General features: G+C 70.9%; 33 protein-coding genes. 18 read left to right on the top strand and 15 right to left on the bottom strand.

Features of this window, described 5'->3' with window-relative positions; genetic code table 11:
• Positions 1-127: 127 nt before the first annotated feature.
• Positions 128-391: a BolA family protein gene (locus MD221_RS03325; RefSeq protein WP_242108574.1), complete on the bottom strand. Its 264-nt coding sequence runs from the start codon at positions 389-391 to the stop codon at positions 128-130.
• 2 nt (positions 392-393) lie between these two features.
• On the bottom strand, positions 394-693 hold the full coding sequence (locus tag MD221_RS03330; protein WP_242107804.1) for a YciI family protein: 300 nt from the start codon (positions 691-693) through the stop codon (positions 394-396).
• Between the two features lie 398 nt (positions 694-1,091).
• Here MD221_RS03330 and MD221_RS03335 point away from each other — a divergent pair, with 398 nt between their 5' ends.
• From MD221_RS03335 to MD221_RS03350, 4 genes are all read left to right on the top strand, one after another.
• On the top strand, positions 1,092-2,090 hold the full coding sequence (locus MD221_RS03335) for a segregation and condensation protein A (protein WP_242107805.1): 999 nt from the start codon (positions 1,092-1,094) through the stop codon (positions 2,088-2,090).
• Positions 2,091-2,252: 162 nt separating this feature from the next.
• Positions 2,253-3,185, top strand: coding sequence for an SMC-Scp complex subunit ScpB (gene scpB / locus MD221_RS03340; RefSeq protein WP_425602191.1), 933 nt, complete (start codon positions 2,253-2,255; stop codon positions 3,183-3,185).
• A complete protein-coding gene (locus MD221_RS03345; protein WP_242107807.1) occupies positions 3,182-4,732 on the top strand; it encodes a pseudouridine synthase in 1,551 nt (516 codons plus the stop codon). The genes scpB and MD221_RS03345 overlap by 4 nt, the downstream gene beginning before the upstream one ends.
• 52 nt (positions 4,733-4,784) lie before the next feature.
• Positions 4,785-5,240, top strand: a complete 456-nt coding sequence (locus tag MD221_RS03350; RefSeq protein ID WP_242107809.1) for a PaaI family thioesterase — start codon at positions 4,785-4,787, stop codon at positions 5,238-5,240.
• 27 nt (positions 5,241-5,267) lie between these two features.
• Here the strand turns inward: MD221_RS03350 and MD221_RS03355 are convergent, their stop codons facing one another.
• Positions 5,268-5,555, bottom strand: a complete 288-nt coding sequence (locus MD221_RS03355; protein WP_242107810.1) for a DUF3247 family protein — start codon at positions 5,553-5,555, stop codon at positions 5,268-5,270.
• Between the two features lie 230 nt (positions 5,556-5,785).
• Here MD221_RS03355 and MD221_RS03360 point away from each other — a divergent pair, with 230 nt between their 5' ends.
• On the top strand, positions 5,786-6,904 hold the full coding sequence (locus MD221_RS03360; protein WP_242107811.1) for an NAD(P)/FAD-dependent oxidoreductase: 1,119 nt from the start codon (positions 5,786-5,788) through the stop codon (positions 6,902-6,904).
• Positions 6,905-6,944: 40 nt separating this feature from the next.
• Here the strand turns inward: MD221_RS03360 and MD221_RS03365 are convergent, their stop codons facing one another.
• Both MD221_RS03365 and MD221_RS03370 read right to left on the bottom strand, forming a co-directional pair.
• Positions 6,945-7,757, bottom strand: a complete 813-nt coding sequence (locus tag MD221_RS03365) for an amidohydrolase (protein WP_242107812.1) — start codon at positions 7,755-7,757, stop codon at positions 6,945-6,947.
• 49 nt (positions 7,758-7,806) lie between these two features.
• Positions 7,807-8,952: a pyridoxal phosphate-dependent aminotransferase gene (locus MD221_RS03370; protein ID WP_242107813.1), complete on the bottom strand. Its 1,146-nt coding sequence runs from the start codon at positions 8,950-8,952 to the stop codon at positions 7,807-7,809.
• A gap of 73 nt (positions 8,953-9,025) precedes the next feature.
• Between MD221_RS03370 and MD221_RS03375 the strand changes: the two genes are divergently transcribed.
• The 11 genes from MD221_RS03375 (at position 9,026) to MD221_RS03425 (ending at position 17,323) form a co-directional block, all read left to right on the top strand.
• The gene (locus tag MD221_RS03375) at positions 9,026-9,511 is read left to right on the top strand and encodes a DUF3293 domain-containing protein (protein WP_242107814.1); all 486 of its coding nucleotides are present in this window, start codon (positions 9,026-9,028) and stop codon (positions 9,509-9,511) included.
• Positions 9,512-9,548: 37 nt separating this feature from the next.
• Positions 9,549-10,268, top strand: a complete 720-nt coding sequence (gene ccmA, locus MD221_RS03380; RefSeq protein WP_242107815.1) for a heme ABC exporter ATP-binding protein CcmA — start codon at positions 9,549-9,551, stop codon at positions 10,266-10,268.
• A gap of 11 nt (positions 10,269-10,279) precedes the next feature.
• Positions 10,280-10,990, top strand: a complete 711-nt coding sequence (gene ccmB / locus MD221_RS03385; RefSeq protein ID WP_242108575.1) for a heme exporter protein CcmB — start codon at positions 10,280-10,282, stop codon at positions 10,988-10,990.
• Between the two features lie 159 nt (positions 10,991-11,149).
• Complete coding sequence (azu, locus tag MD221_RS03390; protein WP_242107816.1) at positions 11,150-11,599, top strand: azurin; 450 nt, start codon at positions 11,150-11,152, stop codon at positions 11,597-11,599.
• 221 nt (positions 11,600-11,820) lie between these two features.
• Complete coding sequence (gene ccmC, locus MD221_RS03395) at positions 11,821-12,579, top strand: heme ABC transporter permease CcmC (RefSeq protein WP_242107818.1); 759 nt, start codon at positions 11,821-11,823, stop codon at positions 12,577-12,579.
• Positions 12,576-12,752 (top strand): heme exporter protein CcmD, encoded by a 177-nt coding sequence (ccmD, locus tag MD221_RS03400; protein WP_242107820.1) that lies wholly within the window; start codon positions 12,576-12,578, stop codon positions 12,750-12,752. The genes ccmC and ccmD overlap by 4 nt, the downstream gene beginning before the upstream one ends.
• Positions 12,749-13,237 (top strand): cytochrome c maturation protein CcmE, encoded by a 489-nt coding sequence (gene ccmE, locus MD221_RS03405; RefSeq protein WP_242107821.1) that lies wholly within the window; start codon positions 12,749-12,751, stop codon positions 13,235-13,237. The genes ccmD and ccmE overlap by 4 nt, the downstream gene beginning before the upstream one ends.
• Positions 13,238-15,244, top strand: coding sequence for a heme lyase CcmF/NrfE family subunit (locus tag MD221_RS03410; protein WP_242107823.1), 2,007 nt, complete (start codon positions 13,238-13,240; stop codon positions 15,242-15,244).
• The gene (locus tag MD221_RS03415; protein WP_242107825.1) at positions 15,241-15,813 is read left to right on the top strand and encodes a DsbE family thiol:disulfide interchange protein; all 573 of its coding nucleotides are present in this window, start codon (positions 15,241-15,243) and stop codon (positions 15,811-15,813) included. Before MD221_RS03410 ends, MD221_RS03415 begins: the two co-directional genes overlap by 4 nt.
• Positions 15,814-15,845: 32 nt before the next feature.
• The gene (locus MD221_RS03420; protein WP_425602211.1) at positions 15,846-16,298 is read left to right on the top strand and encodes a cytochrome c-type biogenesis protein; all 453 of its coding nucleotides are present in this window, start codon (positions 15,846-15,848) and stop codon (positions 16,296-16,298) included.
• 5 nt (positions 16,299-16,303) lie between these two features.
• Complete coding sequence (locus MD221_RS03425; RefSeq protein ID WP_425602212.1) at positions 16,304-17,323, top strand: tetratricopeptide repeat protein; 1,020 nt, start codon at positions 16,304-16,306, stop codon at positions 17,321-17,323.
• A 67-nt stretch (positions 17,324-17,390) separates the two neighbouring features.
• Here the strand turns inward: MD221_RS03425 and MD221_RS03430 are convergent, their stop codons facing one another.
• The 10 genes from MD221_RS03430 to MD221_RS17490 form a co-directional block, all read right to left on the bottom strand.
• Positions 17,391-17,828 carry a VOC family protein gene (locus tag MD221_RS03430; protein ID WP_242107829.1) on the bottom strand — a complete coding sequence of 146 codons (438 nt, stop codon included), beginning with the start codon at positions 17,826-17,828 and terminating at the stop codon, positions 17,391-17,393.
• A 97-nt stretch (positions 17,829-17,925) separates the two neighbouring features.
• Positions 17,926-18,621, bottom strand: a complete 696-nt coding sequence (gene lolD, locus MD221_RS03435; RefSeq protein ID WP_425602192.1) for a lipoprotein-releasing ABC transporter ATP-binding protein LolD — start codon at positions 18,619-18,621, stop codon at positions 17,926-17,928.
• 117 nt (positions 18,622-18,738) lie between these two features.
• On the bottom strand, positions 18,739-19,992 hold the full coding sequence (locus MD221_RS03440; protein WP_242107831.1) for a lipoprotein-releasing ABC transporter permease subunit: 1,254 nt from the start codon (positions 19,990-19,992) through the stop codon (positions 18,739-18,741).
• A gap of 220 nt (positions 19,993-20,212) precedes the next feature.
• Positions 20,213-20,569, bottom strand: coding sequence for a hypothetical protein (locus tag MD221_RS03445; RefSeq protein ID WP_242107832.1), 357 nt, complete (start codon positions 20,567-20,569; stop codon positions 20,213-20,215).
• A 40-nt stretch (positions 20,570-20,609) separates the two neighbouring features.
• Positions 20,610-20,861 (bottom strand): FAD assembly factor SdhE, encoded by a 252-nt coding sequence (locus MD221_RS03450; RefSeq protein WP_242107833.1) that lies wholly within the window; start codon positions 20,859-20,861, stop codon positions 20,610-20,612.
• Positions 20,862-20,906: 45 nt separating this feature from the next.
• A complete protein-coding gene (locus tag MD221_RS03455) occupies positions 20,907-21,698 on the bottom strand; it encodes a succinate dehydrogenase iron-sulfur subunit (protein WP_242107834.1) in 792 nt (263 codons plus the stop codon).
• 67 nt (positions 21,699-21,765) lie between these two features.
• Positions 21,766-23,571, bottom strand: a complete 1,806-nt coding sequence (gene sdhA / locus MD221_RS03460; protein ID WP_242107835.1) for a succinate dehydrogenase flavoprotein subunit — start codon at positions 23,569-23,571, stop codon at positions 21,766-21,768.
• A gap of 107 nt (positions 23,572-23,678) precedes the next feature.
• Complete coding sequence (sdhD, locus tag MD221_RS03465) at positions 23,679-24,101, bottom strand: succinate dehydrogenase, hydrophobic membrane anchor protein (RefSeq protein ID WP_242107836.1); 423 nt, start codon at positions 24,099-24,101, stop codon at positions 23,679-23,681.
• Positions 24,098-24,490 (bottom strand): succinate dehydrogenase, cytochrome b556 subunit, encoded by a 393-nt coding sequence (gene sdhC / locus MD221_RS03470; RefSeq protein ID WP_242107838.1) that lies wholly within the window; start codon positions 24,488-24,490, stop codon positions 24,098-24,100. Before sdhC ends, sdhD begins: the two co-directional genes overlap by 4 nt.
• 107 nt (positions 24,491-24,597) lie before the next feature.
• The gene (locus tag MD221_RS17490) at positions 24,598-24,885 is read right to left on the bottom strand and encodes a DUF1674 domain-containing protein (RefSeq protein WP_339328407.1); all 288 of its coding nucleotides are present in this window, start codon (positions 24,883-24,885) and stop codon (positions 24,598-24,600) included.
• Between MD221_RS17490 and ygfZ the strand changes: the two genes are divergently transcribed.
• Both ygfZ and MD221_RS03485 read left to right on the top strand, forming a co-directional pair.
• Positions 24,803-25,678, top strand: a complete 876-nt coding sequence (ygfZ, locus tag MD221_RS03480) for a CAF17-like 4Fe-4S cluster assembly/insertion protein YgfZ (RefSeq protein ID WP_242107840.1) — start codon at positions 24,803-24,805, stop codon at positions 25,676-25,678. The genes MD221_RS17490 and ygfZ overlap by 83 nt on opposite strands.
• Before the next feature lie 210 nt (positions 25,679-25,888).
• Positions 25,889-26,407 (top strand): OmpA family protein, encoded by a 519-nt coding sequence (locus MD221_RS03485; RefSeq protein ID WP_242107841.1) that lies wholly within the window; start codon positions 25,889-25,891, stop codon positions 26,405-26,407.
• Positions 26,408-26,412: the final 5 nt, after the last annotated feature.

The raw sequence follows: 26,412 nt of genomic DNA on the forward strand, positions 1-26,412 counted from the left end.
CCGGCCGTCCCTGATCCCGGACCAGACTGAACAGGACGAGCCCTGGCCTGCCGATCACCCCCGGGATTGCTGCGATGCGGCAGAAATCTGCGCGCGGCGTCACGCTTCCCGCCCGAAAACACCGCATTCAGCTTTCCGCGCGGATCGACAGGGCATGGATATCGGTCGCCATCAGGCCGCCGAGGGCGGCGTAGACGGCGCGGTGGCGGGCCAGCGGCGCCATGCCGGCGAAGCGCGCGCTGACGATGCGCACGTCGAAGTGCCCCCGCCCGTCGCGGGCGCCGGCGTGGCCGGCATGGCGGGCGCTGTCGTCGCGCACCTCCAGCACGCTGGGGGCGAACGCGGCTTCCAGGGCCTGCCGGATCGCCTCGACCCTGGCTTCCCTGGGCAGGCTCACGGCAGCACCGCGCGGAACGGACGGACCTCGACGCGGGCGTACACCCCCGCCGCCACGTAGGGATCGGCCTCGGCCCAGGCCCTGGCTTCCTCCAGCGAGGCGAACTCGGCGATCACGATGCTGCCGCTGAAGCCCGCCGGGCCCGGATCCTCGGCATCGATGGCCGGGCACGGCCCGGCCAGCAGCAGCTTGCCCGCATCGCGCAGGGCATGCAGGCGGGCCAGGTGTTGCGGGCGCGCCTGCATGCGCCGCTCGAGCACGCCGGAACCGTCGTAACCCTCGATCGCGTACCACATGCGCGTTAGATCATCCGATGGCGATGGAGCCGCGATTGTACCCGCGCCGCGGTTCAGCCCCGGGCTGGACACGTCTGCGGCCAGCCCGTAACCTAAAGCCCAGTTCCGTGGCCGGAACGCAGCGGCCCGTCGCCGCAGACGCCGACAGTCTTCTGAGACCTGCGTGCTCGCTGCCCCCGCCCGGCCCGCCGACACGACCTTCCGCTTGCTCCTTCGCCGCAGTCCTCGAGGCGGCGTCGCGCATGCGGCGTACGGCAAACACCTGTTCCGACCTCGCCTGCTCCGTCCGGGCGATCCGTCGCTTCAATGCTAATGCTGCAAACCGGCCACGGTCCGCCGTGCGCCATCGCCAACGAAAAGGCAAATGCCTGTGTGGCCCGGAGGGGGCCGCGAAACGCATGACCGAAGACACCGCGCCCGACGCGCCCCCGCACAACCCGGCCGCCCCTGCTCCGCAGCAGCACGCCCCGCACCAGCAGGCAGCTCCCAGGCAACAGGAGATTCCGCTGGCCGTGGTGCACGGGCAGGCCGTGCTGCAGATCCCGCAGGACCTGTACATCCCGCCGGACGCGCTCGAAGTCATCCTCGATGCGTTCGAGGGCCCGCTCGACCTGCTGCTGTACCTGATCCGCCGCCAGAACCTCGACATCCTCGACATCCCGGTCGCGGAAATCACCCGCCAGTACATCCAGTACATCGAGGTGATGCAGGAGATGCGCTTCGAGCTGGCCGCCGAGTACCTGGTGATGGCCGCGATCCTGGCCGAGATCAAGTCGCGGCTGCTGCTGCCCCGCCCGCCCACCGAGGAAGGCCTGGAGGAGGACCCGCGCGCCGACCTGGTGCGCCGCCTGCAGGAATACGAACGTTTCAAGCAGGCCGCCGAGGACCTCGACGCCCTGCCCCGCCAGGATCGCGACACCACCCCGGCCCAGGTGTTCGTGCCCGACCGCGCCTCGGTCAAGCTGCCGCCGCCGGTGGAGCTGCGCGAGATGCTGCTGGCCCTGCACGACGTGCTGCGGCGCGCCGAGCTGTTCACCGGCCACGCCATCAAGCGCGACGCGCTCAGCGTGCGCCAGCGCATGGGCGAGGTGCTCTCGCGGCTGGGCGACGGCAAATTCCACCGCTTCGAGTCGCTGTTCGAGCCGCGCGAGGGCAAGCTGGGCGTGGTGGTCACGTTCCTGTCGATCCTGGAGCTGGCCAAGGAGCGCCTGCTCGATGTCGTGCAGGAGTACGTCGACGTCATCCGCCAGGGCGAACCCCGCGCGCTGGCGCCGATCTACATCAAGTCGCTGGCGACCAAGGACGAAGACGGCGGTTCGCTGGAGCTGTCCAGCGAATTCGACGACGACGACGACGACGTCGGCGCCGCCAACGACGGTGAGGGTGCGCATGCCTAGCGGACGCACAAGGTCGAAGGGGCGTCGTCGACGCCCCTGAGGGCCGGGCAGGCCTTCCGGAAGCCAATGATGGCGCGCCGTGGCAGGCAGCAGAAGAAATGGCAGTGGATTCCCGCCCCGGCGGGCAATAGAGCTAGTACAGGAACTGTTACGAACATATCCATGGATCAAGACCTCATCAAACGCATCGTCGAAGCCGCCCTGCTCGCGGCCAACCAGCCGTTGACGCTGGCGCAGCTGCAGGCACTGCTCACCCAGGGCGAGCTTCCGCTCGACGAACAGGCGCCCGACGGCGCCGTGGCGCAGGCGCTGGAAGCCCTGCAGGCCGAATGCGCCGGCCGCGGCGTGGAACTGGTCGAGCTGGCCTCCGGCTGGCGCTTCCAGGTCAAGGCCGACGTGCACGCCTGGGTGGCGCGGCTGTGGAACGAGCGCCAGACCAAGTACACGCGCGCCACGCTGGAAACGCTGGCGCTGATCGCCTACCGCCAGCCGATCACCCGCGGCGAGATCGAGCAGGTGCGCGGCGTGGCCACCAACAGCAACATCATCAAGGCGCTGGAGGAGCGCGAGTGGATCCGCGTGGTCGGACACCGCGACATCCCGGGCCGCCCCGAACTGCTCGGCACCACCAAGACCTTCCTCGACTACTTCGGCCTCAAGCGCCTGGACGAGCTGCCGCCGCTGTCGGAGCTGAAGGATTTCGGCGAACTCGATCCGCAGTTCTCCTTCGACGGCAAGGGCGCCGCCCCGGGCGAGGCGATGCCGGTCGGGGATGTCGCGCTCGACGAGGGTGCCGACGTGCAGGCCGACGCCGAAACTGATCCCGAAGCCGATACCGACACCGACACGTGGATTCGCGACGAGGATGGCCTCGCATCCGAAGACGCGCACGAATCCGAACCTGCCGATCACGACGATGCCGACGAGACGGCGGCCGATGGCGACAATCCCGCCGGCGACGACGACGGCCACCAGCACACCGATCCCTCGACCGAGGACGAAGACGCCCTCGCCGAGGATTCCGAACCCAACGAACATGAAACAGACGAACACGCCCTCGCCGACGACGGCGACAGCTCCCGGAGTACGACATGAGTGACACCCCCAGCCGCAAGCTTTCGCTCAAGCGCGGCACCGAAACCACCCCTGCGGTCGAAGCGCCGCGCCTGGAAGAGCGCCTGCACAAGGTGCTCGCGCAAGCCGGACTCGGCTCGCGGCGCGCGCTCGAGCAGCGCATCGCCGACGGCCTGGTCAAGGTCAACGGGGAGGTCGCGCAGACCGGCATGAGCATCCGCGGCGGCGACCGCGTCGAGCTCGACGGCAAGGTCTTCGTCGCCAGCGCCCTCACCGACCCGGCGCGCGTGCTGATCTACAACAAGCCGGAAGGCGAAGTCACCACGCGCGAGGACCCGGAAGGCCGCCCGACCATCTTCGAGTCGCTGCCCGCGCTCAAGGGCGCCCGCTGGATCGCCATCGGTCGCCTCGACATCAACACCACCGGCCTGCTGCTGCTCACCACCGACGGCGAGCTGGCCAACGCGATGATGCATCCCTCCTTCGAGGTCGAGCGCGAGTACGTGTGCCGCGTGCGCGCCCCCGAGGGCGAGGAGAACGTGTCGGACAAGATCGTCGACCGCCTGGCCCGCGGCGTCGCGCTCGAGGACGGCCCGGCCAAGTTCGACGAGATCGAACGCATCGGCGGCACCGACTCGCACGACTGGTTCCGCGTGCTGCTCAAGGAAGGCCGCAACCGCGAGGTGCGCCGCCTGTGGGAATCGCAGGGCTGCCAGGTCAGCCGGCTCAAGCGCATCCGCTACGGCTCGGTGTCGCTGCCGCAGCCGCTGCTGCGCGGCCAGTCGCAGGAACTGCCCGACGCGCAGGTCGAGGCGCTGCGCCGCGAGCTGAAACTCGAGGAAGGCCCGCCGCCGGCGCTGACGCTGCAGCCGGTGATCGGCCAGCGCAAGGCCGCCAAGTCGACCGTGCACGTCTCCGGCGAAAGCCGCGGCAAGGCCTACGTCAACGGCCACAACACCGCCGACGAGGGCCGCGAGCTGCGCCGCTTCGACCACGTGCGCGAGGATCGCGGCCGCCGCGGCAACAAGAAGCCGCACGGCGGGCTCACGGTGAGCGGCGAAGCCGCCGCCAAGCAGTCGCAGAAGCCGTTCAAGCAGCGCAAGCAGAAAGGTCCGCAGCCGCTGCCGGACGGCAATCCGGCCGCGTTCCGCACCTGGTACGTGCCCGAGGGCGTGGACACCGGCCCCACCGGACACCGCAACGCCGGCCCGCGCGGCCAGAAGAAGCCGTTCGGCAAAAAGCCGGGCGGGCCGCGCCCGGGCGGCAACCAGCCCGGCGGCTTCGGCGGCCAGGCGGCCGGCAAGCCCGCGCGCGCCGCGCGGCCCTACGGGCACCCGGGCAACGCGCCGGTCTTCCCGTCCGATCACGCCACGCCCGGCGGCTTCAATCCCTACGATCGTCCGCGCGGCCCGAAGCCCGGCGGCGCACGCCCGGGCGGCAATCGTCCCGGCGGCGGCCCGCGTCCGGCCGGCGGCAACCGTCCGCAGGGCCGGGGCCCGCGCCCGGGCGGCGGCGGCAATCGCGGTCCGCGCGGCGGCGGCGGCGGCCATCACGGCGGCAACCGCTGATGTCCGCTGATCGGCGCATCGCCGATCGGCGCAACGGCCCGGCCCGCACGCCGTGACGCTCGCGGGCGACGCCGCGATCACCGCGCGCCTGCAGGCGCTGGCGCCGGAAGGCGTGCGCGACATGATTCCCCCGCCCTGCATTCTCGACATGCAGGGCGAGCTGCTCGAATACGTCGAGAACGCCAGCCTGACCGTGCGCTTCCCGGTCCTGCCCCGCTACCGCAATCCGCTCGGCAACATGCAGGGCGGCTTCATCGTCGCCGCGCTGGACAACACGCTGGGCCCGCTGTCGTTCCTGGTCGCCCCGCCCAGCGCGACCAGCGCGCTCAACACGCAATACCTGCGCCCGGTCGGCGCCGCGCAAGCCGTCCTGGTGTGCACCGCGCGCGTGGTCGAACGCACGCGAAACACGCTTCATCTCGCCGCGGAAGCGCGCCTGGCCGACGGCAAGGTGGTGGCGATCTGCCAGTCGACCAACCAGATCCTGCCGGCGCCGGCCAAGGCCTGACCGGTCGCGCCGACCGCGGCGGCCGCATCAGGCGGTGCCGACCTGGGTGATCGACACCACGCTGTCCAGCCACACGTAATGCTCCCGGCGCGGATCGTTGGCATCGTCCAGGCGCACCAGGGCGTTGTGGCCTTCGTTGCCCTGCGCATCGTGGAAGACCTGGATCGTGGGCAGCGCCACCACGACGCCGCGAATGCAGCGGCCGTCCTCGAGGACCATCTCGACCAAGGCCTCGTCCTTCAGCGAGAAGGCGCGCTCCTCCAGCAGCGCGACCATGCGCGGATCGGTATGCACGCGTTCGGCGATCTGGCTCATCGCATTCTCCCGGCGGGGATGGGGACTGCGCCGATGACCGTGCCGGCAATCTCGATCCGGCAATGATCCGGCGACGCTCCCGATGCTACGCGCGCGGACTTAATCCGCGGTGACAGGCCGGTTAACCGCGCCCGGGCGCGGACTTCGCCCTCGCTTCACACAAGCGCCATCCCCGCCACGCGGCGGCGCGCGAGCATGCGCGCATGGATCGGCGAACCGAGCATGAACGCATGTCTTCCAGCGATGCCTGGCAATGGGATCTGGTCGTGGTCGGCGCCAGTTTCGCGGGCGCGGCCTGCGCGCTCGCGGCGCGGCGCGGCGGCCTGCGCGTGTGCGTGATCGAGCGCAAGCGCGATCCCGGCCTGAAACTGCACACCACCGGCATCCTGGTGAAGGAAGCCGCCGAGCGGACGCTGCTTTCGGAGATTCCCGCCGTGCTGGTGCATCGCGTCGAGCGCGTGCAGCTGTACGCGCCCAGCCTGCGCCGCCTGTCGCTGCAGGCGCCCGATTATTATTTCCTGACCACCGACACGCCCAACGTCATGCGCTGGTTGACGGAGCGGATGCGCCAGGCCGGCGTCGAGGTGCGGCTGATGCAGTCCTTCACCGACGCGGCGCCGGTGTCCTCCGCGTCCGGCGCCGGCTGGCGGGTCGACGGCCTGGGACGCACGCGCTGGCTGGTCGGCGCCGACGGCGCGAAGTCGCGCGTGGCCATGCGCGCCGGACTCGGCCACGTGCGCGATTTCCTCTACGGCATCGAATACGAATTCGCCGGCGCGCGGCTGCGCGAGCCCGACGCGCTGCACTGCTTCATCAGCAAGCGCTACGCGCCCGGCTACATCGGCTGGGCGGCGCAGAATCCGACCGGCGTGCAGTTCGGCCTGGCGTTCCGCCACCGCCCCATGCGCACCGGCCTGCCCGACATCGACGGACTGCTCGCCGAGGTGGGCGAAGGCCTCGGCCTGCACGGCGGACTGCGGCCGAGCGCGACGCGCGCGGGCCTGATCCCCTGCGGCGGCGCGGTGGCGCCGCTGTCCGCGCCCGGCGTGATCCTCACCGGCGACGCCGCCGGCATCGTCTCGCCGGTCACCGCCGGCGGCATCCATTCCGCCTGGCGCCACGGCTGGGCGGTGGGCGAGGCGGTGGCCGCGCACGTCGGGGGCCGTGGCCCGCCGCCCGAACGCGCGGCGATCCAGGCCGCGCCGCATTTCCGCAGCAAGCGCCTGCTGCGCTGGGCCTTTGATCGCTTCCAGATGGACTGGCCCTTCGACCTGCTGCTGCATTCGGCGCCGCTGCGCTGGGCCGCCGAGCAGGTGTATTTCCACCGCCGGGGCAACCGCCCCGGCTGAAGGCCCGGACGCGCCGCGTCCGTCCTGCGCGCCGCGCCGGTCAGTCGATCCGGAAGCGGTCGCCGTCCAGCATGGCGGGAAAGCGCGCGCGGTGCGCGGCGAGTTCGGCGGCCTGCAAGGTCGTGGTGGTCACCACTTCCTCGTCCGTGCACTCGCTCACCGGATGGCCGAGGAAATCGATCACCGCGCTGTCGCCCGAGTAGTGCAGTCCGTTGCCGTCGGTGCCGACGCGGTTCAGGCCCGCCACGTAGCACAGGTTCTCGATGGCGCGGGCGCGCAGCAGGGTCTTCCAGGGATAGGCGCGGGCCGAGGGCCAGTTGGCGACGTAGAACTGCAGGTCGAAATCCATGCCGCCCTCGCGCTCGACGTCGAAACGGTTGCGCGCGAACACCGGGAAGCGCAGGTCGTAGCAGACCAGCGGATTGATGCGCCAGCCCTTCCACTCCACCACCAGGCGCTCGCGGCCGGCGGCGTAGCGCTCGTGCTCCTTCGCGTAGCGGAACAGGTGCCGCTTGTCGTAATGCCGCAGGCCGCCGTCCGGCGTGGCCCAGAGCAGGCGGTTGAAGACCTTCGAAGCGCCGGCGCCGTCCTCGGCGCGCAACTGCACGCTGCCGGCGACCGCGGCGTCGAGCCGCCGGGCCTGCTCCATGATCCAGGCCACCGTCGGGCCGTCCATGGTCTCGGCCTTGTCGATGGCCTCGTTGGAGAAGCCGCTGGTGAAGGTTTCCGGCAGCAGCACCAGGTCGGTGGTGCCGCGCAGGGGCGCGATCAGCTCGCCGTAGTAGTCGCGGTTGCCGGCCGGATCGTGCCAGCGGGTCGCGCCCTGCACCAGGGACACGCGGAGATCGTTCATGGGGGTTCCGGGATCGGGCGTCATGCGGGCCTCATGGAGGAAATGCGGACTACAGCTTCTGCAGCCGCTCGATGGCCGCGTCCAGCGTGGCCTCGTTCTTGGCGAAGCACAGCCGCGCCAGGCGCTGGCCGGCCGGGGGAGCCTCGTAGAACGGCGACAGCGGGATCGCGGCGACGCCCTTTTCGGTGGTCAGCCAGCGGCAGAAGGCCAGGTCGTCGAGGTCGCTCACCGCCGAGTAGTCGACCAGCTGGAAATAGCCGCCCGGCACCGGCAGCGGCTGCAGCCGCGTGGTGAGCAGCTGCTCGCGGAAGCGGTCGCGCTTGGCCTGGTAGAAGGCGCCGAGTCGCTCGTAGTGCTCGGGCTCGGCCTCCAGCATCGCGGCGAAGGCGTGCTGCGCCGGGGCGAAGGTGCAGAACACGTTGTACTGGTGCACCTTGCGGAACTCCGCCGACAGCGCCGGCGGCGCGATGCAGTAGCCGAGCTTCCAGCCGGTGCAGTGGTAGGTCTTGCCGAAACTGGAGACGACGAAGGCGCGCTCGCGCAGCTCCGGGTAGCGCAGCGCGGACTCGTGGCGCGCGCCGTCGAAGACGATGTGCTCGTACACCTCGTCGGAGAGCAGGAAGATGCCGGTGCCGCGCAGCATTTCGGCCACGGCGGCCATGTCCTCGGCGGTGAGCATCGCCCCCGAGGGGTTGTGCGGGCTGTTGATGATCAGCAGCCGTGTCTTCGGCGTGATCGCCTCGCGCACGCGCTGCCAGTCGGGAGCGAAGCTGCGCGGATCCAGCGGCACGTGCACCGCGCGCGCGCCGGCCAGGTCGATGGCCGGCTCGTAGCTGTCGTAGGCCGGATCGAGCACGATCACGTCCTCCCCGGCGCGCACCACGGCATGCACGGCGTTGAAGATGGCCTCGGTGGCGCCGCTGGTGACGGTGATCTCGGCGTCCGCGTCCGGACGGTGGCCGTAGACGCGTTCGGTCTTGGCGGCGATCGCCTGGCGCAGCGCCGGGATGCCGGTCATCGGCGCGTACTGGTTGTGGCCGGCGCGCATGGCGCGGTCGAGCTCTTCCACCAGGCGCGGCGGCACCGAAAAGTCCGGGAACCCCTGCCCCAGGTTGACGGCGCCGTGTTCGGCAGCCAACTGCGACATCACGGTGAAGATCGTGGTGCCGACCTTGGGCAGTTTCGTCTCAGGCATGGGGCGGTCCGATGGGCATCGCGGTGGGGAACCGGCAGTTTACGGATGCGGGATGATCGGTTAAACCTTGCCGATGACGACGCCTTCCACGCCATCGGCGACGCCTCCCGTTCCCGCCCTGGTGCGCGCCTATGCCGCCGCCAGGTATTACTGGCGCCACGACGGGCGATGGCATGCCTTCGCGGTCGGCCAAGCCGTGCCGGAACTGGAACGCTGCTACCCGCGATCGGAACGGTTCGGCGCGATCTCGGCGTGGAACCCGCATTCGGTGCAGCGCGCCGAAGCGGCCAACCGCGCCGCCGACGAAGCCCTGCAGGCACGGCTGCTCGGCAACGGCACGCCGTTCTGCCCCTCCTACGCCTCGGCCGGCAACCGCACCTGGCGCGAACCGGGCTGGATCGCGATGGACTGGCCGGTGGCCGAGTTCGACGCCCTGCTGCGGCGCTTCGGCCAGCTGGCCGGCGTCTGGTGGACGCGCGGCGCCCTGGCGCGGCTGCGCGTGGACGCGGCGCCTGCGCCGGGACTGGAAAGCGAGGCCTGGGTCGACTGGCTAAGATGACGCGTCCGCCGACCGCCCGCCCGATGCCCGAGCTCTGATGTCCGCCACCGTTTCCCCACCGCCGCCGCTGCTTGCCGTGCGCGGGCTGCGCTTCGCGCGCAACGAACTGCCGGTGTTCGGGCCGCTGAGCTTCTCGGTCGAGGCCGGCGAGGCGCTGCTGGTGCGCGGCGACAACGGCGCCGGCAAGACCACCCTGCTGCGCGTGCTCGCCGGCCTGCTGCGCGGCGATGCCGGGGAGATCGCCCTGCGCGGGCAGCCGGCGACGGCGGCCGTGCGCGCGGCCACCGTCGCCTACCTGGGACACCTGCCGGCGCTGAAGGCCGACCTCAGCGCGCTGGAGAACCTGCAGTTCCTGTGCGGACTGCACGGGCGGCGCTCGGGCATGTCGCTGGAGCGCGCGATGGCGACGGTCGGCCTGGCCGGCTACGAGGATGCGCTGGCGCGGCAGCTCTCCGCCGGCCAGAAGAAACGCCTGTCGCTGGCGCGGCTGTGGCTGGCGCCGGCGCCGCTGTGGCTGCTCGACGAGCCCTACGCCAACCTCGACCTGGACGGCATCGAGCTGGTCAACCGCATGGTGCAGGCGCACCTGCGCGAGGGCGGCGCGGCGCTGGTGACCACGCACGGCGCGTATGCCGCGCCGCCGGTGAGGACGCGGATGCTGGTGCTGGGCGAGGGTGAGAGCGAGAGCACTCGCGCAGCCGACCCTCCGCAGGCCAGCCCATCCCGCGCCATGGACGGCATCGGACATCCTCGATGAGCACGCCCGGGATGAGCGCGCACGAGATCGATGCGTCCTTCGCCTCCCCCGGCCTGCTCGCCTCGGCCCGGGCCCTGATCGTGCGCGACCTGCGCCTGCTCTGGCGCCGGCGCGGCGACGCCCTGCAGCCGGCGCTGTTCGCCCTGCTGGTGATCGTGCTGTTCGCGCTCGGCCTCGGCGGCGAGACGCGGCTGCTCGCGACGGCCGCGCCCGGCGTGCTCTGGGTGGCGGCGCTGCTCTCCGGACTGCTGGCGCTGGACACGCTGTTCCGCGGCGACGCCGAGGACGGCTCGCTGGAACAGTGGATGCTGGCGCCGGTGCCGCTGGGCTGGCTGGTGCTGGTGCGCACCCTGATCCACTGGGCGACCACCGCGCTGCCGCTGCTGGTCGCCGCGCCGCTGCTGGCCGAGCTGCTGCATCTGCCGCACGCGCAGTTGCCGGTGCTGATGGCCTCGCTGGCCCTGGGCACGCCGGTGCTGAGCCTGCTCGGCGCGGTGGTGGCGGCGCTGACCGTGGGCATGCGCCGCTCGGGGATCCTGGTCGCCCTGCTGGCCCTGCCGCTGTACGTGCCGGTGCTGGTGTTCGGCGCCGGCAGCGTGGCCGCCAGCGCCCAGGGCCTGGACGTGACCGGGGCCCTGCTGCTGCTCGGCGCCGGGCTGGCGGCGGCACTGGTGCTGGCCCCGCTGGCCGCGGCCGCGGCGATCCGGATCGCGCTGAGTTGAGCGTGACTGCCGTCCCCGCCATCCCGGCCGAACCCGCGGCCGGCTGATATGGTGCGTTGCGATTGCCTGGCCCGGTCGACACAAAGCGTAATTGATATTACCTTTCGCGCACGACGCCGAGCCAGGTGCCGGTCCCGTCCACTCACGAGGCTACCCAGCATGATCCGCAAACTCCTCCTCGCCGCAGCGCTGTCCGCGCTGGCCCCTTCCGCCTTCGCCGCCGCCAGCTGCTCGGTGGATCTGGAGGGCACCGACGCGATGAAGTACAACCTGACCAACATCGACGTCAGCAAGAGCTGCAAGACCTTCACCATCAACCTCAAGCACACCGGCAAGCTGGCCAAGACGGTGATGGGCCACAACGTCGTGGTCGCGCTGACCTCCGACATCGCCGGCATCGACACCGACGGCATCAAGGCCGGCCTGCCCAGCGACTACATCAAGGCCGACGACATGCGCGTGATCGCCCACAGCAAGGTGGTCGGCGGCGGCGAAAGCACCACCGTCAGCTTCCCGGTCTCCAAGCTCGGCGCCGGACCGTATTCGTTCTTCTGCAGCTTCCCGGGCCACTCGGCGCTGATGAAGGGCACGCTCACGCTCAAGCCCTGAGGCCGGCGACGGGAGCGCCGCGCGAGCGGCCGCCGGCCCGCCCCGGCGGCCCCGGCGATTCTCGGCCATCCGCCGGGCTGGTATCCTGCGCCACGCATTGTCGCGGTACGTACAGGTGTTTCGACTCGATCGCGCCGATCGGCTCCTGATCCCTGCCCGGAAGCGGCCGTCCCCGCCAGTCGCCCGAACCGAACGCCCGCAGCCGCCGTCCTCTATCAAGCATGACTCCCGTCGTACGTTGGTTCCACCAACTCGGCTCCCCGCCCTATTTCGACCGCTTCGCAGCGCGCTGGGCGCCCTGGGGCTACGGGCTGGGGCTGGCCGTGATGCTGTGGGGCATCTGGCAGGGCCTGTTCGTGGTGCCCACCGACTACCGCCAGGGCGACAGCTTCCGCATCCTCTACATCCACGTGCCGAGCGCGTGGATGAGCCTGGCCGTGTACGGCCTGATGGCGCTGTACGCCGCGATCGCGCTGATCTGGCGGATCAAGCTGTGCGAGATCCTGGCGATGGCCTGCGCGCCGATCGGCGCCGGCTTCACCCTGATCACGCTGGCCACCGGCTCGATCTGGGGCCGGCCGATGTGGGGCACCTGGTGGGATTGGGACCCGCGCCTGACCTCCGAGCTGATCCTGCTCTTCCTCTACCTCGGCATCATCGGCCTCTACCACGCCATCGACGACCGCCGCGCCGCCGCGCGCGCCGCCGGCCTGCTGGCGATCGTCGGCGTGGTGCTGCTGCCGATCATCCGCTACTCGGTGGTGTGGTGGAATTCGCTGCACCAGGGGCAGACGATCAGCCTCACCGGCGGCTCGAAGATGGACGCGAGCATGCTGCCGCCCTTGGTGGCGATGGTCGTCGGCACGCACATCTGGTTCGTCGGCTCGCTGCTGGCGCGCGCGCGCGCGGACAACCTGCGGCGCGAGGCCGGCAAGGACTGGGTGGCCAGGCAGGCGGCCGCGCGCGGAGCGAGGCAATGAGCTACCTCCACTACGTGGTCGCCGCCTATCTGGTCTTCGTCGCGGTCATGGCCTGGGACTGGCTGGCGCCGCGCCTGCAGATCCGCCGGCAGCTGCGCGCCGCGCGCCTGCTGGCCGCGCGCCGCGACGCCGCCAGGGCCGCGCCGTCCGACAACGGGGAGCTGACCCGATGAAAACACTGACCAACAGCCCGACCCGTCGCCGCCGCCTGTGGCTGATCCTGGGCGCGGTCGCCGCCGCCGCGCTCGCCACCACGCTGGTGGTGTTCGCGCTGCAGCGCAACGTCGCCTATCTCTACACCCCGGCCGAAGTGCTCGGCGGCAAGGCCGGCGAAAGCGTGTCCTCGGGCGCGGCCAAGTTCCGCCTCGGCGGCATGGTCGCGGCCGATTCCTTCCGGCGCGCCGAAGGCTCGATGGAGGCGCATTTCCTCGTCACCGACGGCGACGCGCAGCTGCCGGTCGTCTACACCGGCATCCTCCCCGACCTGTTCGCCGAGAAGCAGGCGGTGGTCGCCACCGGGCGCATGCAGGGCGGCGTGTTCGTCGCCGAGCAGGTGCTGGCCAAGCACGACGAGACCTACGTGCCGAAGGAAGTCGCCGACAAGATGGGCCTGGCGCACCAGAAGCATGGCGTGCCCACGCCGCCGGAAGCGCAGTAGGTGCTGCCCGAGCTCGGACAGATCGCGCTGATCCTGGCGCTGCTGGTCGCGCTGCTGCAGGCGCTGTTCCCGCTGGCCGGCGCGCAGCGCGGCAACGCGGCGTGGATGGCGGTGGCGCGTCCGGCCGCGTACGCGCAGCTGGCGCTGGTGCTGGCGGCGTTCGCGATCCTCACCGTGTCCTTCGTGATGCAGGACTTCTCGGTGCGCTACGTCGCCGAGAATTCGAATTCGCTGCTGCCGCTGGTCTACCGCTACACCGCGGTGTGGGGCGCGCACGAGGGCTCGCAGCTGCTGTGGGCGCTGATCCTGGCGCTGTGGACCGCCGCCGTGGCCGAGTTCTCGCGGCAGCTGCCGCAGGCCGTGGTCGCGCGCGTGATCGGCGTGATGGGGCTGATCAGCATCGGCTTCCTGTCCTTCCTGATCTTCACCTCCAATCCCTTCGAACGGCTGCTGCCGGCGGCCGGGGAAGGCCGCGACCTCAATCCGCTGCTGCAGGACCCGGGGATGATCATCCATCCGCCGATGCTGTACCTGGGCTACGTCGGCTTCGTGGTGCCGTTCGCCTTCGCCGTGGCGGCGCTGCTCGACGGCCGACTGGACGCGCGCTGGCTGCGCTGGACGCGGCCGTGGACCAACGTCGCCTGGGGCTTCCTCACCTGCGGCATCGCGCTGGGCTCGTGGTGGGCCTACTACGAGCTGGGCTGGGGCGGCTGGTGGTTCTGGGATCCGGTGGAGAACGCCAGCTTCATGCCCTGGCTGGCCGGCGCGGCACTGCTGCATTCGCAGGCGGCCACCGAGAAGCGCGGCAGCTTCCGCGGCTGGACCGTGCTGCTGGCGATCGCCGCGTTCTCGCTGTCGCTGCTGGGCACCTTCCTGGTGCGCTCGGGCGTGCTCACCAGCGTGCACGCCTTCGCCGCCGATCCCTCGCGCGGGCTGTTCATCCTGATCTTCCTGGCCATCGTGATCGGCGGCTCGCTGCTGCTGTACGCGCTGCGCGCCCCGCGCTTCGAGGACGGGGCGGCGGCCAATGACCCGGCCCGCTATTTCGCCGCCAGCTCGCGCGAGACGCTGCTGCTGGCCAACAACGCCCTGCTCACCTCGGCCTGCGGCATGGTCCTGCTCGGCACGCTCTATCCGCTGCTGGCCGACGCGCTGGAGCTGGGCAAGATCTCGGTGGGCCCGCCCTACTTCGGCCTGCTGTTCCTGCTGCTGATGACGCCGCTGGTGCTGCTGCTGCCGTTCGGCCCGATCACGCGCTGGCAGCGCGAGCAGCCCTCGCGGCCGCTGGCGCTGCTGGCGCCGTGGGCGATCCTGGCGCTCGTGCTCGGCGCCGTCGCCTTCTTCCTCGCGCCGCAGGGACCGTGGAAGACCGCGGCCGGCATCGCCGGCTCCGCCTGGGTGCTGCTGGGCACCGCGCGCTTCGTCTGGACGCGCCTCGCGCCGGCACGCTCGCCCTCCAGGGGACGCCGCTTCACGCCGGAAATGCTCGGCATGGTCCTCGCCCACGGCGGCATCGCGGTGTTCCTGGTCGGCGCGCTGCTGGTGGAAGCGCAGAACCTGCAGCGCGAGCTCGCGCTCGAGCCCGGACAATCGGTGGAACTGGGGCGCTACACCTTCCGCTTCGAAGGCGTGGAGGAAACCCAGGGACCGAACTATGTCGCCGATCGCGGACGCGTGCAGATCTCGCGCAACGGCCGTCCGCTGGCCACGCTGGAGCCGGAGAAGCGCGCCTATGCCAGCGGCGGCCAGGTGATGACCGAGGCCGGCATCCGGCCCGGCGTGTTCGCCGACGTGTACGTGGCCCTGGGCGAGCCGCTCGACAAGGTCCGGGGCGCCGCCGGCCCCTGGGCGGTGCGCGTGCACATCAAGCCCTTCGTGCGCTGGATCTGGATCGGCGCCGCGCTGATGGCGCTGGGCGCCTTCGTGGTCGCCGCCGACCGGCGCTTCCGTCCCGCAAAAGCGCCCGGAACCCCGGCGCAGGAACGTGCACGACAGGAGCACGCATGAACCAGACCGCCCCGCCCCGCAAGGGACCGTCCGCCGCCGCGCTGGCGATCGGCGTGCTGTGCTTCGCCGCCCTGGTCGGCCTGCTGCTGTACGGCGTGCGCGAATCCGGGCGCGCCGACCGCGACGCCCTGCCCTCGCCGCTGATCGGCAAGCCCGCGCCGGATTTCGCCCTGCCGGTGCTGCACGAACCCGGGCGCCTGGTGAGCAAGCGCGAGCTGCTCGGCGCGCCCTACGTGCTCAACGTCTGGGGCAGCTGGTGCCCGGAGTGCCGCGTGGAGCATCCGGTGCTCAGCGATTTCGCGCTGACCAAGCGCGTGCGCGTGATCGGCTACAACCTCAAGGACGAGCACGCCGATGCGCTGAAATGGCTGGAGCAGTTCGGCAACCCCTTCATGCTGGTGCTCACCGACTACGACGGCCGCGCCGCGCTGGACTGGGGCATCTACGGCGCGCCGGAAACCTTCCTGGTGGACGGCAAGGGCATCGTGCGCTGGAAGCACGTCGGCGCGCTGGACGAGCGGATCATCCGCGAGCAGCTGATCCCCGCGCTCGAGAAGGCCGAGCGTTGAGCATGCGCCGGCGCACGCAGGGCCTGGCGCGCATGGCGATGGCGCTGCTGCTCGCCCTGGCGGCGCTGTGCGCGGCGCCCGCCTGGGCGCAATCGGCCGGCGATCCGACGCCGCTGCAGTTCCGCGACGCCGCCGAGGAGCAGCGCCTGCACGCGCTCGCGCTGGAGCTGCGCTGCGTGATGTGCCAGAACCAGTCGCTGGCCGATTCCAACGCGCCGATCGCCCACGACCTGCGCCGCGAAGTGCTCAAGCTGATGCGCGAGGGCCGGAGCGACGCGCAGATCAAGGATTACCTGGTCGAGCGCTACGGCGAATTCGTGCTCTACAAGCCCGATGTCGAGCCGGCCACCTGGCTGCTGTGGTTCGGGCCCGGCCTGCTGTTGCTGGCCGGAGCGGCGGTGGTGTACCGCATCGTGCGGCGCCGCGCGCACGGTGGGGCCGCGGCCGCCGGCGCCCACGCCGCCGAGGACGAACAGGAATGGTGACCTCGATGCCGCTGTTCGCCGCCATCGCCGCCGGGCTCGCTCTGCTGGTGCTGGGCGCCGTGCTGTGGCCGCTGTGGCGCGGCGCGGCCGGAAGGCGGCAGCGCGCGCTGTTGCTCGGCATCGTGCTCGCGCTCGGACTGACGACCTTCGCGCTCTACCGCCTGGTCGGCATGCCCGCGGCGCTCGAGGTGCCCACGGCGGCGCCGCAGACGCCGCAGGAAGCGGTGGCGCAGCTGGAAGCCGCCCTCGCCCGCAATCCCGAGCGCGCCGACGGCTGGGTGCTGCTGGCGCGCAGCTACGCCATGCTCGAGCGTCCCGCCGACGCCCGCCGCGCCTACGCGCGCGCGCTGAAGCTGATGCCCGACGAACCCGACCTGCTGGTGGAAGCCGCGCAGTCGCGGCTGATGGCCGACCCGCGCAAATCCTTCGACGCCGAGACGGTGGCGATGCTCAAGCGCGCGCTGGAGCTGCAGCCGGCCAACCAGCACGCGCGCTGGTTCCTCGGCACCTGGCACCGCCAGAACGGACGCGCCGCCGAGGCCGCCACGACCTGGGAACCGCTGCTCACCCAGGTCACCGACCAGGCCGCCGTGGCCACGCTGCGCGTGCAGATCGACGCCGCGCGCAAGGAGGCCGGACTGTCGCCGTTGCCGGCGGCCGCGGCCGATGCCGCCCCGGCCGGCCTCACCGTGAAGGTCGCGCTCGATGCGGACTTCGCCGCGCGCGTGCGCCTGCGCGGCGACACCAGCGTGTTCGTGATCGCGCGCGTGCCCGGCGGACCGCCGATGCCGGTGGCGGTGGAGAAGCATCGCCTCCAGGACCTGCCGCTGACCGTGGTCCTGGACGACGGCGACAGCCCGATGCCGACGCAGAAGCTGTCCGCGCTGAAGGAAGTGGAGGTCTTCGCGCGCCTGTCCGAGAGCGGCCAGGCCATGCGCCAGCCCGGCGATGTCGACTCGGAGCCGGTGCGCGTCGCGCTGCCGGCGAAGGCGCCGGTGGATGTGGTGCTGGGAAGACCGGAGTGAGCGCGGAGACGTAGCGCCAGCGGTGGATCTGGCGGATCCGGCGGAGCGAATGCCCGCAGTCTTGCGCTCAGCCCAGTTCCTGGGCCAGCCCGACGAGCAGCCCTTCCGGCCCCCGGAGGTAGCACAGCCGGTACACGTCCCGGTACTCGACCACTTCGCCCACGAGTCGCGCGCCGCGCGCGCGGAGCCTTTCCAGCGTGTCGTCGATGTCGTCCACGGCGAACATCACGCGCAGATAGCCCAGGGCGTTGACCGGGGCGTTGCGGTGATCGGCGACGACGGGCGGCGCGAGGAAGCGGGAGAGCTCGAGCCGGCCGTGGCCGTCCGGCGTGCGCATCATGGCGATCTCGACATGCTGGTCGCCCAGTCCGGTGACGCGCCCGGCCCATTCCCCCTCGACGTTGCCCCGCCCTTCGAGCTCGAGGCCGAGTTCGCGAAAGAAATCGATCGCCGCGTCGAGGTCCTCGACGACGATTCCCACGTTGTCCATCCGCTTGAGCGCCACGTTTCCCACCTCCCGGCAAGGCATCGCCTGGTTCGACAAGGCATGCCTGAAACGACTGCGGCGGCGCCGGCGTCGTCCGCGCGCCGGCCTGCCGCCCTCACACCTGCGCCGGCGCCACTTCCCGCAATCGGCCCTCGTGCAGTTCCAGCACCCGATCCAGGCGCCGCGCCAGGCGCCGGTCGTGCGTGACCATCACCAGGCTGGTGCGCTGGGCGCGGTTCAATTCCAGCATCAGCTCGAACACGGTCGCGGCGGTCTTCTCGTCGAGGTTGCCGGTGGGCTCGTCGCCCAGCACGCAGGCCGGCTTGTTGACCAGGGCACGCGCCACCGCGGCGCGCTGGCGCTCGCCGCCGGACAGCTCGCCGGGCTTGTGCTCGAGACGGTGGCCCAGGCCCACCGCCTCCAGCAGCGCGCGGGCGCGCTGCGAGGCGTCGCCGACGCCGGCGCCGCCCAGCAGCACAGGCAGCATCGCGTTCTCCAGCGCGGTGAACTCCGGCAGCAGGTGATGGAACTGGTAGACGAAGCCGAGCGCCTTGTTGCGCAGCTGGCCGCGCGCGGCATCCGACAGTGCGTTCATGCGCTGGCCGGCGACGAACACCTCGCCGGCGGTCGGCGTGTCGAGCCCGCCGAGCAGATGCAGCAACGTGCTCTTGCCGGCGCCGGATGCGCCCAGGATGGCCACGGTCTCGCCGGCGCCGACATGGAAGTCGAGACCGTCGAACACCGGCGTGCGCAGCTTGCCCTCGGCATAGGTCTTGCCGAGCTGCTCGGCGCGCAACACTTCATCGTTCATCGACATGCTCCTTGTTGCCGTCCCTGGCGAGACGACTCGGCTTCGGGTCGTCTCGCCCCGCCATCCATGGCCGGGCGTTCGCGCATGCGCGAGGCGGTGTCTGGCAAGCGCATGCGCTCACTCATAGCGCAGCGCCTCCGCGGGAGCCGTGCGCGCCGCGCGCCAGGCCGGATAGATGGTGGCCAGGAAGGCCATCGCCAGCGCCACGAGGGCGATGGTGGTCACGTCGCTGGCCTCCAGCTGCGTCGGCAGGCCGGTGATGTAGTACACGTCCTCCGGCATCAGCTGCACGCCGAGCACGCGCTCGATGCCGCGCAGGATGTGTTCCAGGTTGAGGGTCAGCACGATGCCGCCGATCACGCCCATCACCGTGCCCATCACGCCGATCAGCGATCCCTGCACCATGAACACCTGCATCACCCCGCGCGGGGTCAGGCCGAGGGTGCGCAGGATGGCGATGTCGGCCTGCTTGTCGGTGACCAGCATCACCTGCGAGGACACCAGGTTGAACGCGCCCATGGCGATGATCAGCGACAGCAGGATCGCGATCATGGTCTTCTCCAGCTTCAGCGCGCGGAACATGTTGGCGTTGTCGGTGCTCCAGTCGGTGATCCGGTAGGGCCGCTTCATGTCGTGGACGAGCTTCTGCGCGAGGTCCTCGGCCACGTTCCAGGCCTGGTCCATGTCGTGCAGCTTCAGGCGCACGCCGGTGACGCCGTCGCCCATGCGCAGCACGCGCTGCGCGTCGTACAGGTTGATCACCGCCAGCCCCTTGTCGAAGTCCTGGTAGCCGGCCTCGAAGATGCCGCTGACGGTGTAGCGCTTGAGCTGATGCACCGCGCCCATCGGCGTGGCGCGGATGTCGGTCAGCACCACCACCTTGTCGCCGACGCGCACACCCAGCCACATCGCCAGCTCGCGTCCGAGCACGATGTTGAACGAGCCCGGCGTGAGGTCGGACAGCTTGCCCTGCACCATCTTGTCGGCGATCACCGAGACCTTGCCCTCGGCCACCGGGTCGACGCCGCGGATGATCGCCGGCTGCTTGCGCACCCCGGTCAGCAGGGCCTGCGATTCGATGTAGGGGGCCGCGCCGGCCACGCGCTTGTCGGCGTTGGCCTCGGCTACGGCGCGCTGCCAGTCCTCCATCACGTCGCCCTCGCCGGTGATGGTGGCGTGCGCGACCATCTGCAGCATGCGATCGCGGATCTCGCGCTGGAAGCCGGTCATCACCGCCAGCGTGGTGATCAGCGCCGCCACGCCCAGGGCGATGCCCAGGATCGAGGCCAGCGAGATGAAGGAGATGAAGCCGTTGCGGCGCTTGGCGCGCAGGTAGCGCAGGCCGATGGCGACGGGGATGGGTTTGAACATTCAGTCCGGCGGTCTGGGGTGGGCTTGCTGGGATCTTGCTGGGGGTCTTGCGGTCACTCAGAGGCCCGCGAAGGGCGCGGTCCGTTCCCGCCATCCCCGCGCAATTCACCGGCCATGGCGGTTTCGGCCCGGGTCGGGCGTCACGCGGCATGGTCGCGGCTGCGCGGAAATCACGGAAAGGAAGCGGATTCGCGCCATGGCCCGAACTCGGCTCCGGGGGCTATGGTGCCACCGAAGGCCCCGATCGCGCAGCCGCCGCCGCGGATGCGGCCAGCCGCAGTTCACGCCGTCGCGCGGCCGGCAGCGTATCCGGCCAGAACGCGAGGCGGCGGCAGCGGCCGTCGCCGGCCCGCCAGCGCAGGAAGGCCAGCGGCCCGCGCCAGGACACGGCCATCTGCGCCGCCGGCTCGCCGTCGACGGTGCAGGCGCCGGGGGCGATCACGATCTCGCGCGGCGCGCGGCGGATTTCGCCGAGCGCGCGCGACGCGCCCCATGCGCAGGCCGCCAGCGCCAGCGGCCAGGCGGCGACGCGCGGCATTTCCGAGGCCAGCACCGCCAGCGGCGCGAGCGCCGTCAACGCGCACAGGCCTCCGGCCAGCGCCCGCGAGGGCCGCCACTCAAACCGGCAAGGCGCGGATGGATTGGACGAGCGCGTCGAGTGCGGCATCTGCGGGACGTTCGTGGCCGAGGAACCATTTCCACAGCCTATCGTCCTCGCAGTCCAGCAACCGTAGGAAAACCCCGCGCTCGGCGTCGGAAGCCTGCGCGTAGCGGCGGTCGAGCCAGCGGTTCAGCAGTTGGTCCAGCTCGCGCATGCCGCGGCGGCTGCGCCAGCGCAGGCGCCTGAGCTCGGCGTCTTCGTCGCTCATCGGTCGCGTTCCCCGGGGCGGCCGCGATCGCCGCCCCTGCCGCCCTCAGATCTGCCGCGCCAGCATCAGCTGCTTGATCTGGCCGATCGCCTTGGCGGGATTGAGTCCCTTCGGGCAGGTGCGGGCGCAGTTGAGGATGGTGTGGCAGCGGTAGAGCTTGAACGGATCCTCCAGGTCGTCCAGGCGCGCGCCGGCGTCCTCGTCGCGGCTGTCGATGATCCAGCGGTAGGCCTGCAGCAGGATCGCCGGGCCGAGGTAGCGGTCGCCGTTCCACCAGTAGCTCGGGCACGAGGTGCTGCAGCAGGCGCACAGGATGCATTCGTACAGGCCGTCGAGCTTGGCGCGGTCTTCCTTGGACTGCAGGCGCTCGCGGTCCGGCGGCGGGGCGCTCTGGGTGCGGATCCACGGCTTGATCGAGGCGTACTGGGCGTAGAAGTGGGTCAGGTCCGGCACCAGGTCCTTGACCACGCTCATGCTCGGCAGCGGGTACACGGGCACCTCGCCCTTGCCCTTGCCGCAGTCGTCGATGGCCTTGGTGCAGGCCAGCGTGTTGGTGCCGTCGATGTTCATCGCGCAGCTGCCGCAGATGCCCTCGCGGCAGGAACGGCGGAAGGTCAGCGTCGGATCGATCTCGTTCTTGATCTTGATCAGCGCGTCCAGGACCATCGGCCCGCACTTGTCGAGATCGATCTCGTAGGTGTCGGTGCGCGGATTCTCGCCGTCGTCCGGATTCCAGCGGTAGACCTTGAACTCGCGGATGCGCTTGGCGCCGGCCGGCGCGGAGAAACGCCGACCCTTGTGGACCGTCGAGTTCTTGGGAAGGGTGAATTTGGCCACGTTTTCAGTCCCGGCAGATGCGGATTCCTCCGCAAGATCCCGCACATTCCCGTGCGGGCTTCTCAATTCAGTAGACGCGCGCCTTCGGCGGAACCACCTCGACCTCGTCGTCGAGGGTGTACATGTGCACCGGGCGGTAATCGATGGTGGTCTTGCCGTCGTCGCCCACCCAACACAGCGTGTGCTTCTGCCAGTCGACGTCGTTGCGGTCCGGGAAGTCCTCGCGGGCGTGCGCGCCGCGCGACTCGGTGCGGTTCTCGGCCGAGACGATCGTCGCCAGCGCCTGACCGAGCAGGTTCTGCAGCTCGAAGGTCTCGATCAGGTCCGAGTTCCAGACCAGCGAGCGGTCGCTGACCTTCACGTCGGCGAAGGACGCGTGGATGTCGCGGATCTTCCTCACGCCGTCGGCCAGCGTCTCGCCGGTGCGGAACACCGCGGCGTCGGCCTGCATGGTGCGCTGCATCCTGTCGCGGATCACCGCGGTCGGCGTGCCGCCGTTGGCGTTGCGCAGCCTGTCGAGGTTGGCCAGCGACTTGTCGCAGGCGTCCTTCGGCAGCGACTTGTGCAGCTGGTCGGGCTTGATCGTCTCGGCGCAGCGGTTGGCCACGGCGCGACCGAACACCACCAGGTCGAGCAGCGAGTTCGAGCCCAGGCGGTTGGCGCCGTGCACCGACACGCAGGCCGCCTCGCCGATGGCGTACAGGCCGGGCACCACGGCGTCGGGATCGTCGCCGCGCTTTTGCACCACCTCGCCGTGGTAGTTGGTCGGGATGCCGCCCATGTTGTAGTGCACGGTCGGGATCACCGGGATCGGCTGCTTGGTGACGTCCACGCCGGCGAAGATGCGCGCGCTCTCGGCGATGCCGGGCAGCTTCTCGTGGATGTCCTTCGGATCCAGGTGGGTCAGGTCGAGATGGATGTGGTCCTTGTGCTCGCCGACGCCGCGGCCTTCGCGGATCTCCAGCGTCATCGAGCGGCTGACCACGTCGCGCGAGGCCAGGTCCTTGGCGTTGGGCGCGTAGCGCTCCATGAAGCGCTCGCCCTGGCTGTTGCGCAGGATGCCGCCCTCGCCGCGCACGCCCTCGGTGATCAGGCAGCCGGCGCCGTAGATGCCGGTCGGGTGGAACTGCACGAACTCCATGTCCTGCATGCCCAGGCCGGCGCGCAGCGCCATGCCGCCGCCGTCGCCGGTGCAGGTGTGGGCGGAGGTCGCCGAGAAGTAGGCGCGGCCGTAGCCGCCGGTGGCCAGCACCACGCCGTGGGCGCGGAACAGGTGCAGCGTGCCCTCGGCCATGTCCAGCGCCAGCACGCCCCGGCAGGCGCCGTCGGCGTCCATGATCAGGTCGAGCGCGAAGTACTCGATGAAGAAGCGCGCGTCGTGCTTGAGCGACTGCTGGTAGAGCGTGTGCAGGATGGCGTGGCCGGTGCGGTCGGCGGCGGCGCAGGTGCGCTGCGCGATGCCCTTGCCGTACTCGGTGGTCATGCCGCCGAACGGGCGCTGGTAGATCTTGCCCTCCTCGGTGCGCGAGAACGGCACGCCCTGGTGCTCGAGCTCGATGATCGCCGGGATCGCCTCGCGGCACATGTACTCGATGGCGTCCTGGTCGCCCAGCCAGTCCGAGCCCTTGATGGTGTCGTAGAAGTGGTAGCGCCAGTCGTCCGGGCCCATGTTGCCGAGCGCCGCGGAGATGCCGCCCTGCGCCGCCACGGTGTGCGAGCGCGTGGGGAACACCTTGGTGATGCAGGCGGTCTGCAGGCCCTTCTGCGCCAGGCCGAAGGTGGCGCGCAGCCCGGCGCCGCCGGCGCCGACGACGACCATGTCGTATTTGTGTTCGGTGATTTTATAAGTGGCGGGCTTGTAGGCGTTGCTCATCGTCGGCTTCGTGTCGGGTTCAAGCCAATGGGAATCTGGCCGGTCGGGGGGCGGGCCGCTGCGATCGTGCTGTTGCAGGCATGTCGTCGCAGCCGGGCCGGCGGAAATCAGGCCAGCAGCGCGATGCGGCCGATCGCGTACAGCGACGCCAGCGCGCCGAAGACGCAGAGGAAGGTGACCAGCAGCTGCAGGGCGATCTCGTAGGCGCGCATGTGCACGTAGTCCTCGATCACCACCTGCATGCCGAGCTTGCCGTGCCAGAACAGCGCCAGCACGAAGATCGACAGCAGCACCGCGTTGTAGGGCTTGGCCAGGGTCGCATGCACGCTGGCCAGGTCGGCGCCGACGAACGAGACCAGGATGCCGACCAGCCACGGCACCAGCACCGCCAGCACCACGGCGGTCACGCGCTGCCACCAGAAGTGGCCCACGCCGGACTTGGCCGAGCCCAGCCCGCGCGCGCGCGCCAGCGGCGTGCGGAAGTCCTGCTGCGCGGGCGCCGGTTTCGAAGTGGACGTCGGCTCGCTCATGCCCCACCCCGCAGCGCGAAGAACCAGATCAGCGCCGTGAACACCACGGTGAGCGCCGCCACCGCGTAGCCGGAGCGGTAGACCTCGGGAATCTCGAAGCCCAGCCCCATGTCCCAGAGCAGGTGCCGGATGCCGTTGAGCAGGTGGTAGACCAGCGACAGCGAGAAGCCGAAGAGCAGGAACTTGCCCAGCGGCGAGGCCAGGCACGCGGCCGCCTGCGCATAGGCCTCGCCGCCCGCCGCCGCCGCCAGCAGCCACCAGGCCAGGCCGAACGCGCCGATCCACAGCCCGACCCCGGTGATCCGGTGCAGGAACGACATGATCGACGTGATCTGGAACCGGTAATGGCTCCCGAGCATGAAGGGCGAAAGGGGGCGTTTGTTGGACATCGCGGCGCGGTTCTCTTCGCTGGGCGGCTGCGTGCCGCGTTGGCTGTATGCGGATCCCTCCGCAAGAGCCCGCACGTCCTGTGCGGACTTTTCGATGCGGCTTTGCTTCAGAAGTCGATGCAGCGCCCGTTCTTCTCCCAATCGCCGTAGCGGGTGGGATCCGGACCGTCGCGGCCGCCGATCTCCCTCTGCGCCACCGGCATCGGGACGGACTGTTTCGGCTTTTCCGTCCGCGCCGGCTCCGGCTGGGAAGGGCTTTCGCCTATGATCGCTGGGTCTCGCACGAACGAAAGTTTAATTCCCAGCCCCGTTATGGACAAGCAGGCCGCCCCGGACGCTGCGTTCTTCCGCCTTCCCGACCACCACATCGTGGCCCTGACCGGCCGCGACGCCATCGCCTACGCGCAGGCGCAGACGATGAACGACGTCGCCGCGCTGGCCGACCGGCAATGGCAATGGAACGGCTGGCTGACGCCCAAGGGCCGGGTCATCGCGCTGTTCTCGCTGTTGCGCCTGGACGCCGAGACCCTGTGGCTGCTGCTCCCCGACGCCGACGCCGAAGCGATCGCCGACCGGCTGCGCGGCTTCGTCTTCCGCCGCAAGGCGGTGCTGGCCGTGCGCGAGGACCTGCATGTCGCGGGCGCCTTCCGCGCGCCCGCGACGGCGCGCGATGCCATCGCCGACGTCGCCGGAGGCGTCGTCGAACTCGATTTCGGCGCCGGCGACGAGCCGCGCACGCTGCGCATCGGCGGCGAACCCGGCAGGGACGACGCGGCGGCCCTCGAGCGCTGGCGCAGCTTCGACCTGCGCCACGGCCTGCCGCGCCTGCCGCCCTCGCAGAGCGAGCACTGGACCCCGCAGCAGCTCTCGCTCGACCGGCTGCGCGCCTACAGCGTGAAGAAGGGCTGCTATCCGGGCCAGGAGATCGTCGCCCGCACCCATTTCCTCGGCCAGGCCAAGCGGCACCTGGCCCTGCTGGAGACGCCGGCGCCGGCGGCGGTCGGCGACGAGGTGGACGAGGACGGGCGCGCCGCCGGCAGCGTGCTGTCCACCGCGTCCGCGCCCGCCGCCGCGGGCCCCGCCCGCCATTACGCCCTGTCCGTGCTGGCGGCCGAGCGCGGAACCTCGCTGCGCGTGGCGGGCGCGCCGGTCGAGCCGCTGTCCCTGCGCGCGGGCCTGCAGCGCTGAGGCGTGCCTACACGCGGCCTGCACACGGCGTGCACACGCGAACCGCGATTGCATCGATATATTCCGCAACGGGGACTTGCTAAGCTGCCCGCCGGACGTCGTGCCTGAACGGCCCTGCCCGGCCGCCGGCACCGGTGGAACGCGTCCGGACCACATAAGATCGGCACCACATAAGAAACGTCTTTGCTCAACCGCTCCGGGGGAAATCTCATGAACCGCTCCACCTACGTTTGCGTCGCGGCAAGCGCGCTCGTGCTCGCGCTGTCCGCCTGCTCCAGCCAACAGAAGAACACCCGCAAGAACGACAAGTCTCCCTCCCAGCAGGAGACCCTCGCCCTGCCCTACGTGCAGAAGCTGTCCGCCGACGGCCTGTTCGCCTTCGGCAAGGCCGACCTCTCCAACCTGAGCGAGGGCGGCCGCGGCGAACTCGACGCGCTCGCCACGCGCGCGCTCGCCAGCAACAACCTCGACGTGATCCACGTCATCGGCCACAGCGACCGCATCGGCAACCAGAAATCCAACCTGGCCCTGTCCACGCGCCGCGCCAACGCGGTGCGCGACTACCTGGTCCAGCGCGGCATTCCGGCCGAGAAGATCACCGCCGTCGGCCGCGGCAGCGTCGAGCCGGTGGTCGAGTGCAAGACCGAGAAGGCGCAGGCGCTGATCGACTGCCTCGCGCCCAACCGTCGCGTGGAAATCCGCGTGGTGCCGCGCGGCAGCGGCGGCTGAGCGCC

Source organism: Luteimonas aquatica (assembly GCF_022662575.1).
GTDB classification, from domain to species: domain Bacteria; phylum Pseudomonadota; class Gammaproteobacteria; order Xanthomonadales; family Xanthomonadaceae; genus Luteimonas; species Luteimonas aquatica.

Excerpts from the sequence above, each read along its gene's own strand:
- MD221_RS03330 (WP_242107804.1), bottom strand. The coding sequence starts at position 693 with ATGTGGTACGCGATCGAGGGTTACGACGGTTCCGGCGTGCTCGAGCGG.
- MD221_RS03335 (WP_242107805.1), top strand. The coding sequence starts at position 1,092 with ATGACCGAAGACACCGCGCCCGACGCGCCCCCGCACAACCCGGCCGCC.
- scpB (WP_425602191.1), top strand. The coding sequence starts at position 2,253 with ATGGATCAAGACCTCATCAAACGCATCGTCGAAGCCGCCCTGCTCGCG.
- MD221_RS03345 (WP_242107807.1), top strand. The coding sequence starts at position 3,182 with ATGAGTGACACCCCCAGCCGCAAGCTTTCGCTCAAGCGCGGCACCGAA.
- MD221_RS03355 (WP_242107810.1), bottom strand. The coding sequence starts at position 5,555 with ATGAGCCAGATCGCCGAACGCGTGCATACCGATCCGCGCATGGTCGCG.
- MD221_RS03360 (WP_242107811.1), top strand. The coding sequence starts at position 5,786 with ATGTCTTCCAGCGATGCCTGGCAATGGGATCTGGTCGTGGTCGGCGCC.
- MD221_RS03365 (WP_242107812.1), bottom strand. The coding sequence starts at position 7,757 with ATGAACGATCTCCGCGTGTCCCTGGTGCAGGGCGCGACCCGCTGGCAC.
- MD221_RS03370 (WP_242107813.1), bottom strand. The coding sequence starts at position 8,952 with ATGCCTGAGACGAAACTGCCCAAGGTCGGCACCACGATCTTCACCGTG.
- MD221_RS03375 (WP_242107814.1), top strand. The coding sequence starts at position 9,026 with ATGACGACGCCTTCCACGCCATCGGCGACGCCTCCCGTTCCCGCCCTG.
- ccmA (WP_242107815.1), top strand. The coding sequence starts at position 9,549 with ATGTCCGCCACCGTTTCCCCACCGCCGCCGCTGCTTGCCGTGCGCGGG.
- ccmB (WP_242108575.1), top strand. The coding sequence starts at position 10,280 with ATGAGCGCGCACGAGATCGATGCGTCCTTCGCCTCCCCCGGCCTGCTC.
- azu (WP_242107816.1), top strand. The coding sequence starts at position 11,150 with ATGATCCGCAAACTCCTCCTCGCCGCAGCGCTGTCCGCGCTGGCCCCT.
- ccmC (WP_242107818.1), top strand. The coding sequence starts at position 11,821 with ATGACTCCCGTCGTACGTTGGTTCCACCAACTCGGCTCCCCGCCCTAT.
- ccmD (WP_242107820.1), top strand. The coding sequence starts at position 12,576 with ATGAGCTACCTCCACTACGTGGTCGCCGCCTATCTGGTCTTCGTCGCG.
- ccmE (WP_242107821.1), top strand. The coding sequence starts at position 12,749 with ATGAAAACACTGACCAACAGCCCGACCCGTCGCCGCCGCCTGTGGCTG.
- MD221_RS03415 (WP_242107825.1), top strand. The coding sequence starts at position 15,241 with ATGAACCAGACCGCCCCGCCCCGCAAGGGACCGTCCGCCGCCGCGCTG.
- MD221_RS03420 (WP_425602211.1), top strand. The coding sequence starts at position 15,846 with ATGGCGATGGCGCTGCTGCTCGCCCTGGCGGCGCTGTGCGCGGCGCCC.
- MD221_RS03425 (WP_425602212.1), top strand. The coding sequence starts at position 16,304 with ATGCCGCTGTTCGCCGCCATCGCCGCCGGGCTCGCTCTGCTGGTGCTG.
- lolD (WP_425602192.1), bottom strand. The coding sequence starts at position 18,621 with ATGAACGATGAAGTGTTGCGCGCCGAGCAGCTCGGCAAGACCTATGCC.
- MD221_RS03440 (WP_242107831.1), bottom strand. The coding sequence starts at position 19,992 with ATGTTCAAACCCATCCCCGTCGCCATCGGCCTGCGCTACCTGCGCGCC.
- MD221_RS03450 (WP_242107833.1), bottom strand. The coding sequence starts at position 20,861 with ATGAGCGACGAAGACGCCGAGCTCAGGCGCCTGCGCTGGCGCAGCCGC.
- sdhA (WP_242107835.1), bottom strand. The coding sequence starts at position 23,571 with ATGAGCAACGCCTACAAGCCCGCCACTTATAAAATCACCGAACACAAA.
- sdhD (WP_242107836.1), bottom strand. The coding sequence starts at position 24,101 with ATGAGCGAGCCGACGTCCACTTCGAAACCGGCGCCCGCGCAGCAGGAC.
- sdhC (WP_242107838.1), bottom strand. The coding sequence starts at position 24,490 with ATGTCCAACAAACGCCCCCTTTCGCCCTTCATGCTCGGGAGCCATTAC.
- ygfZ (WP_242107840.1), top strand. The coding sequence starts at position 24,803 with ATGGACAAGCAGGCCGCCCCGGACGCTGCGTTCTTCCGCCTTCCCGAC.
- MD221_RS17490 (WP_339328407.1), bottom strand. The coding sequence starts at position 24,885 with ATGGCGTCGCGGCCGGTCAGGGCCACGATGTGGTGGTCGGGAAGGCGG.
- MD221_RS03485 (WP_242107841.1), top strand. The coding sequence starts at position 25,889 with ATGAACCGCTCCACCTACGTTTGCGTCGCGGCAAGCGCGCTCGTGCTC.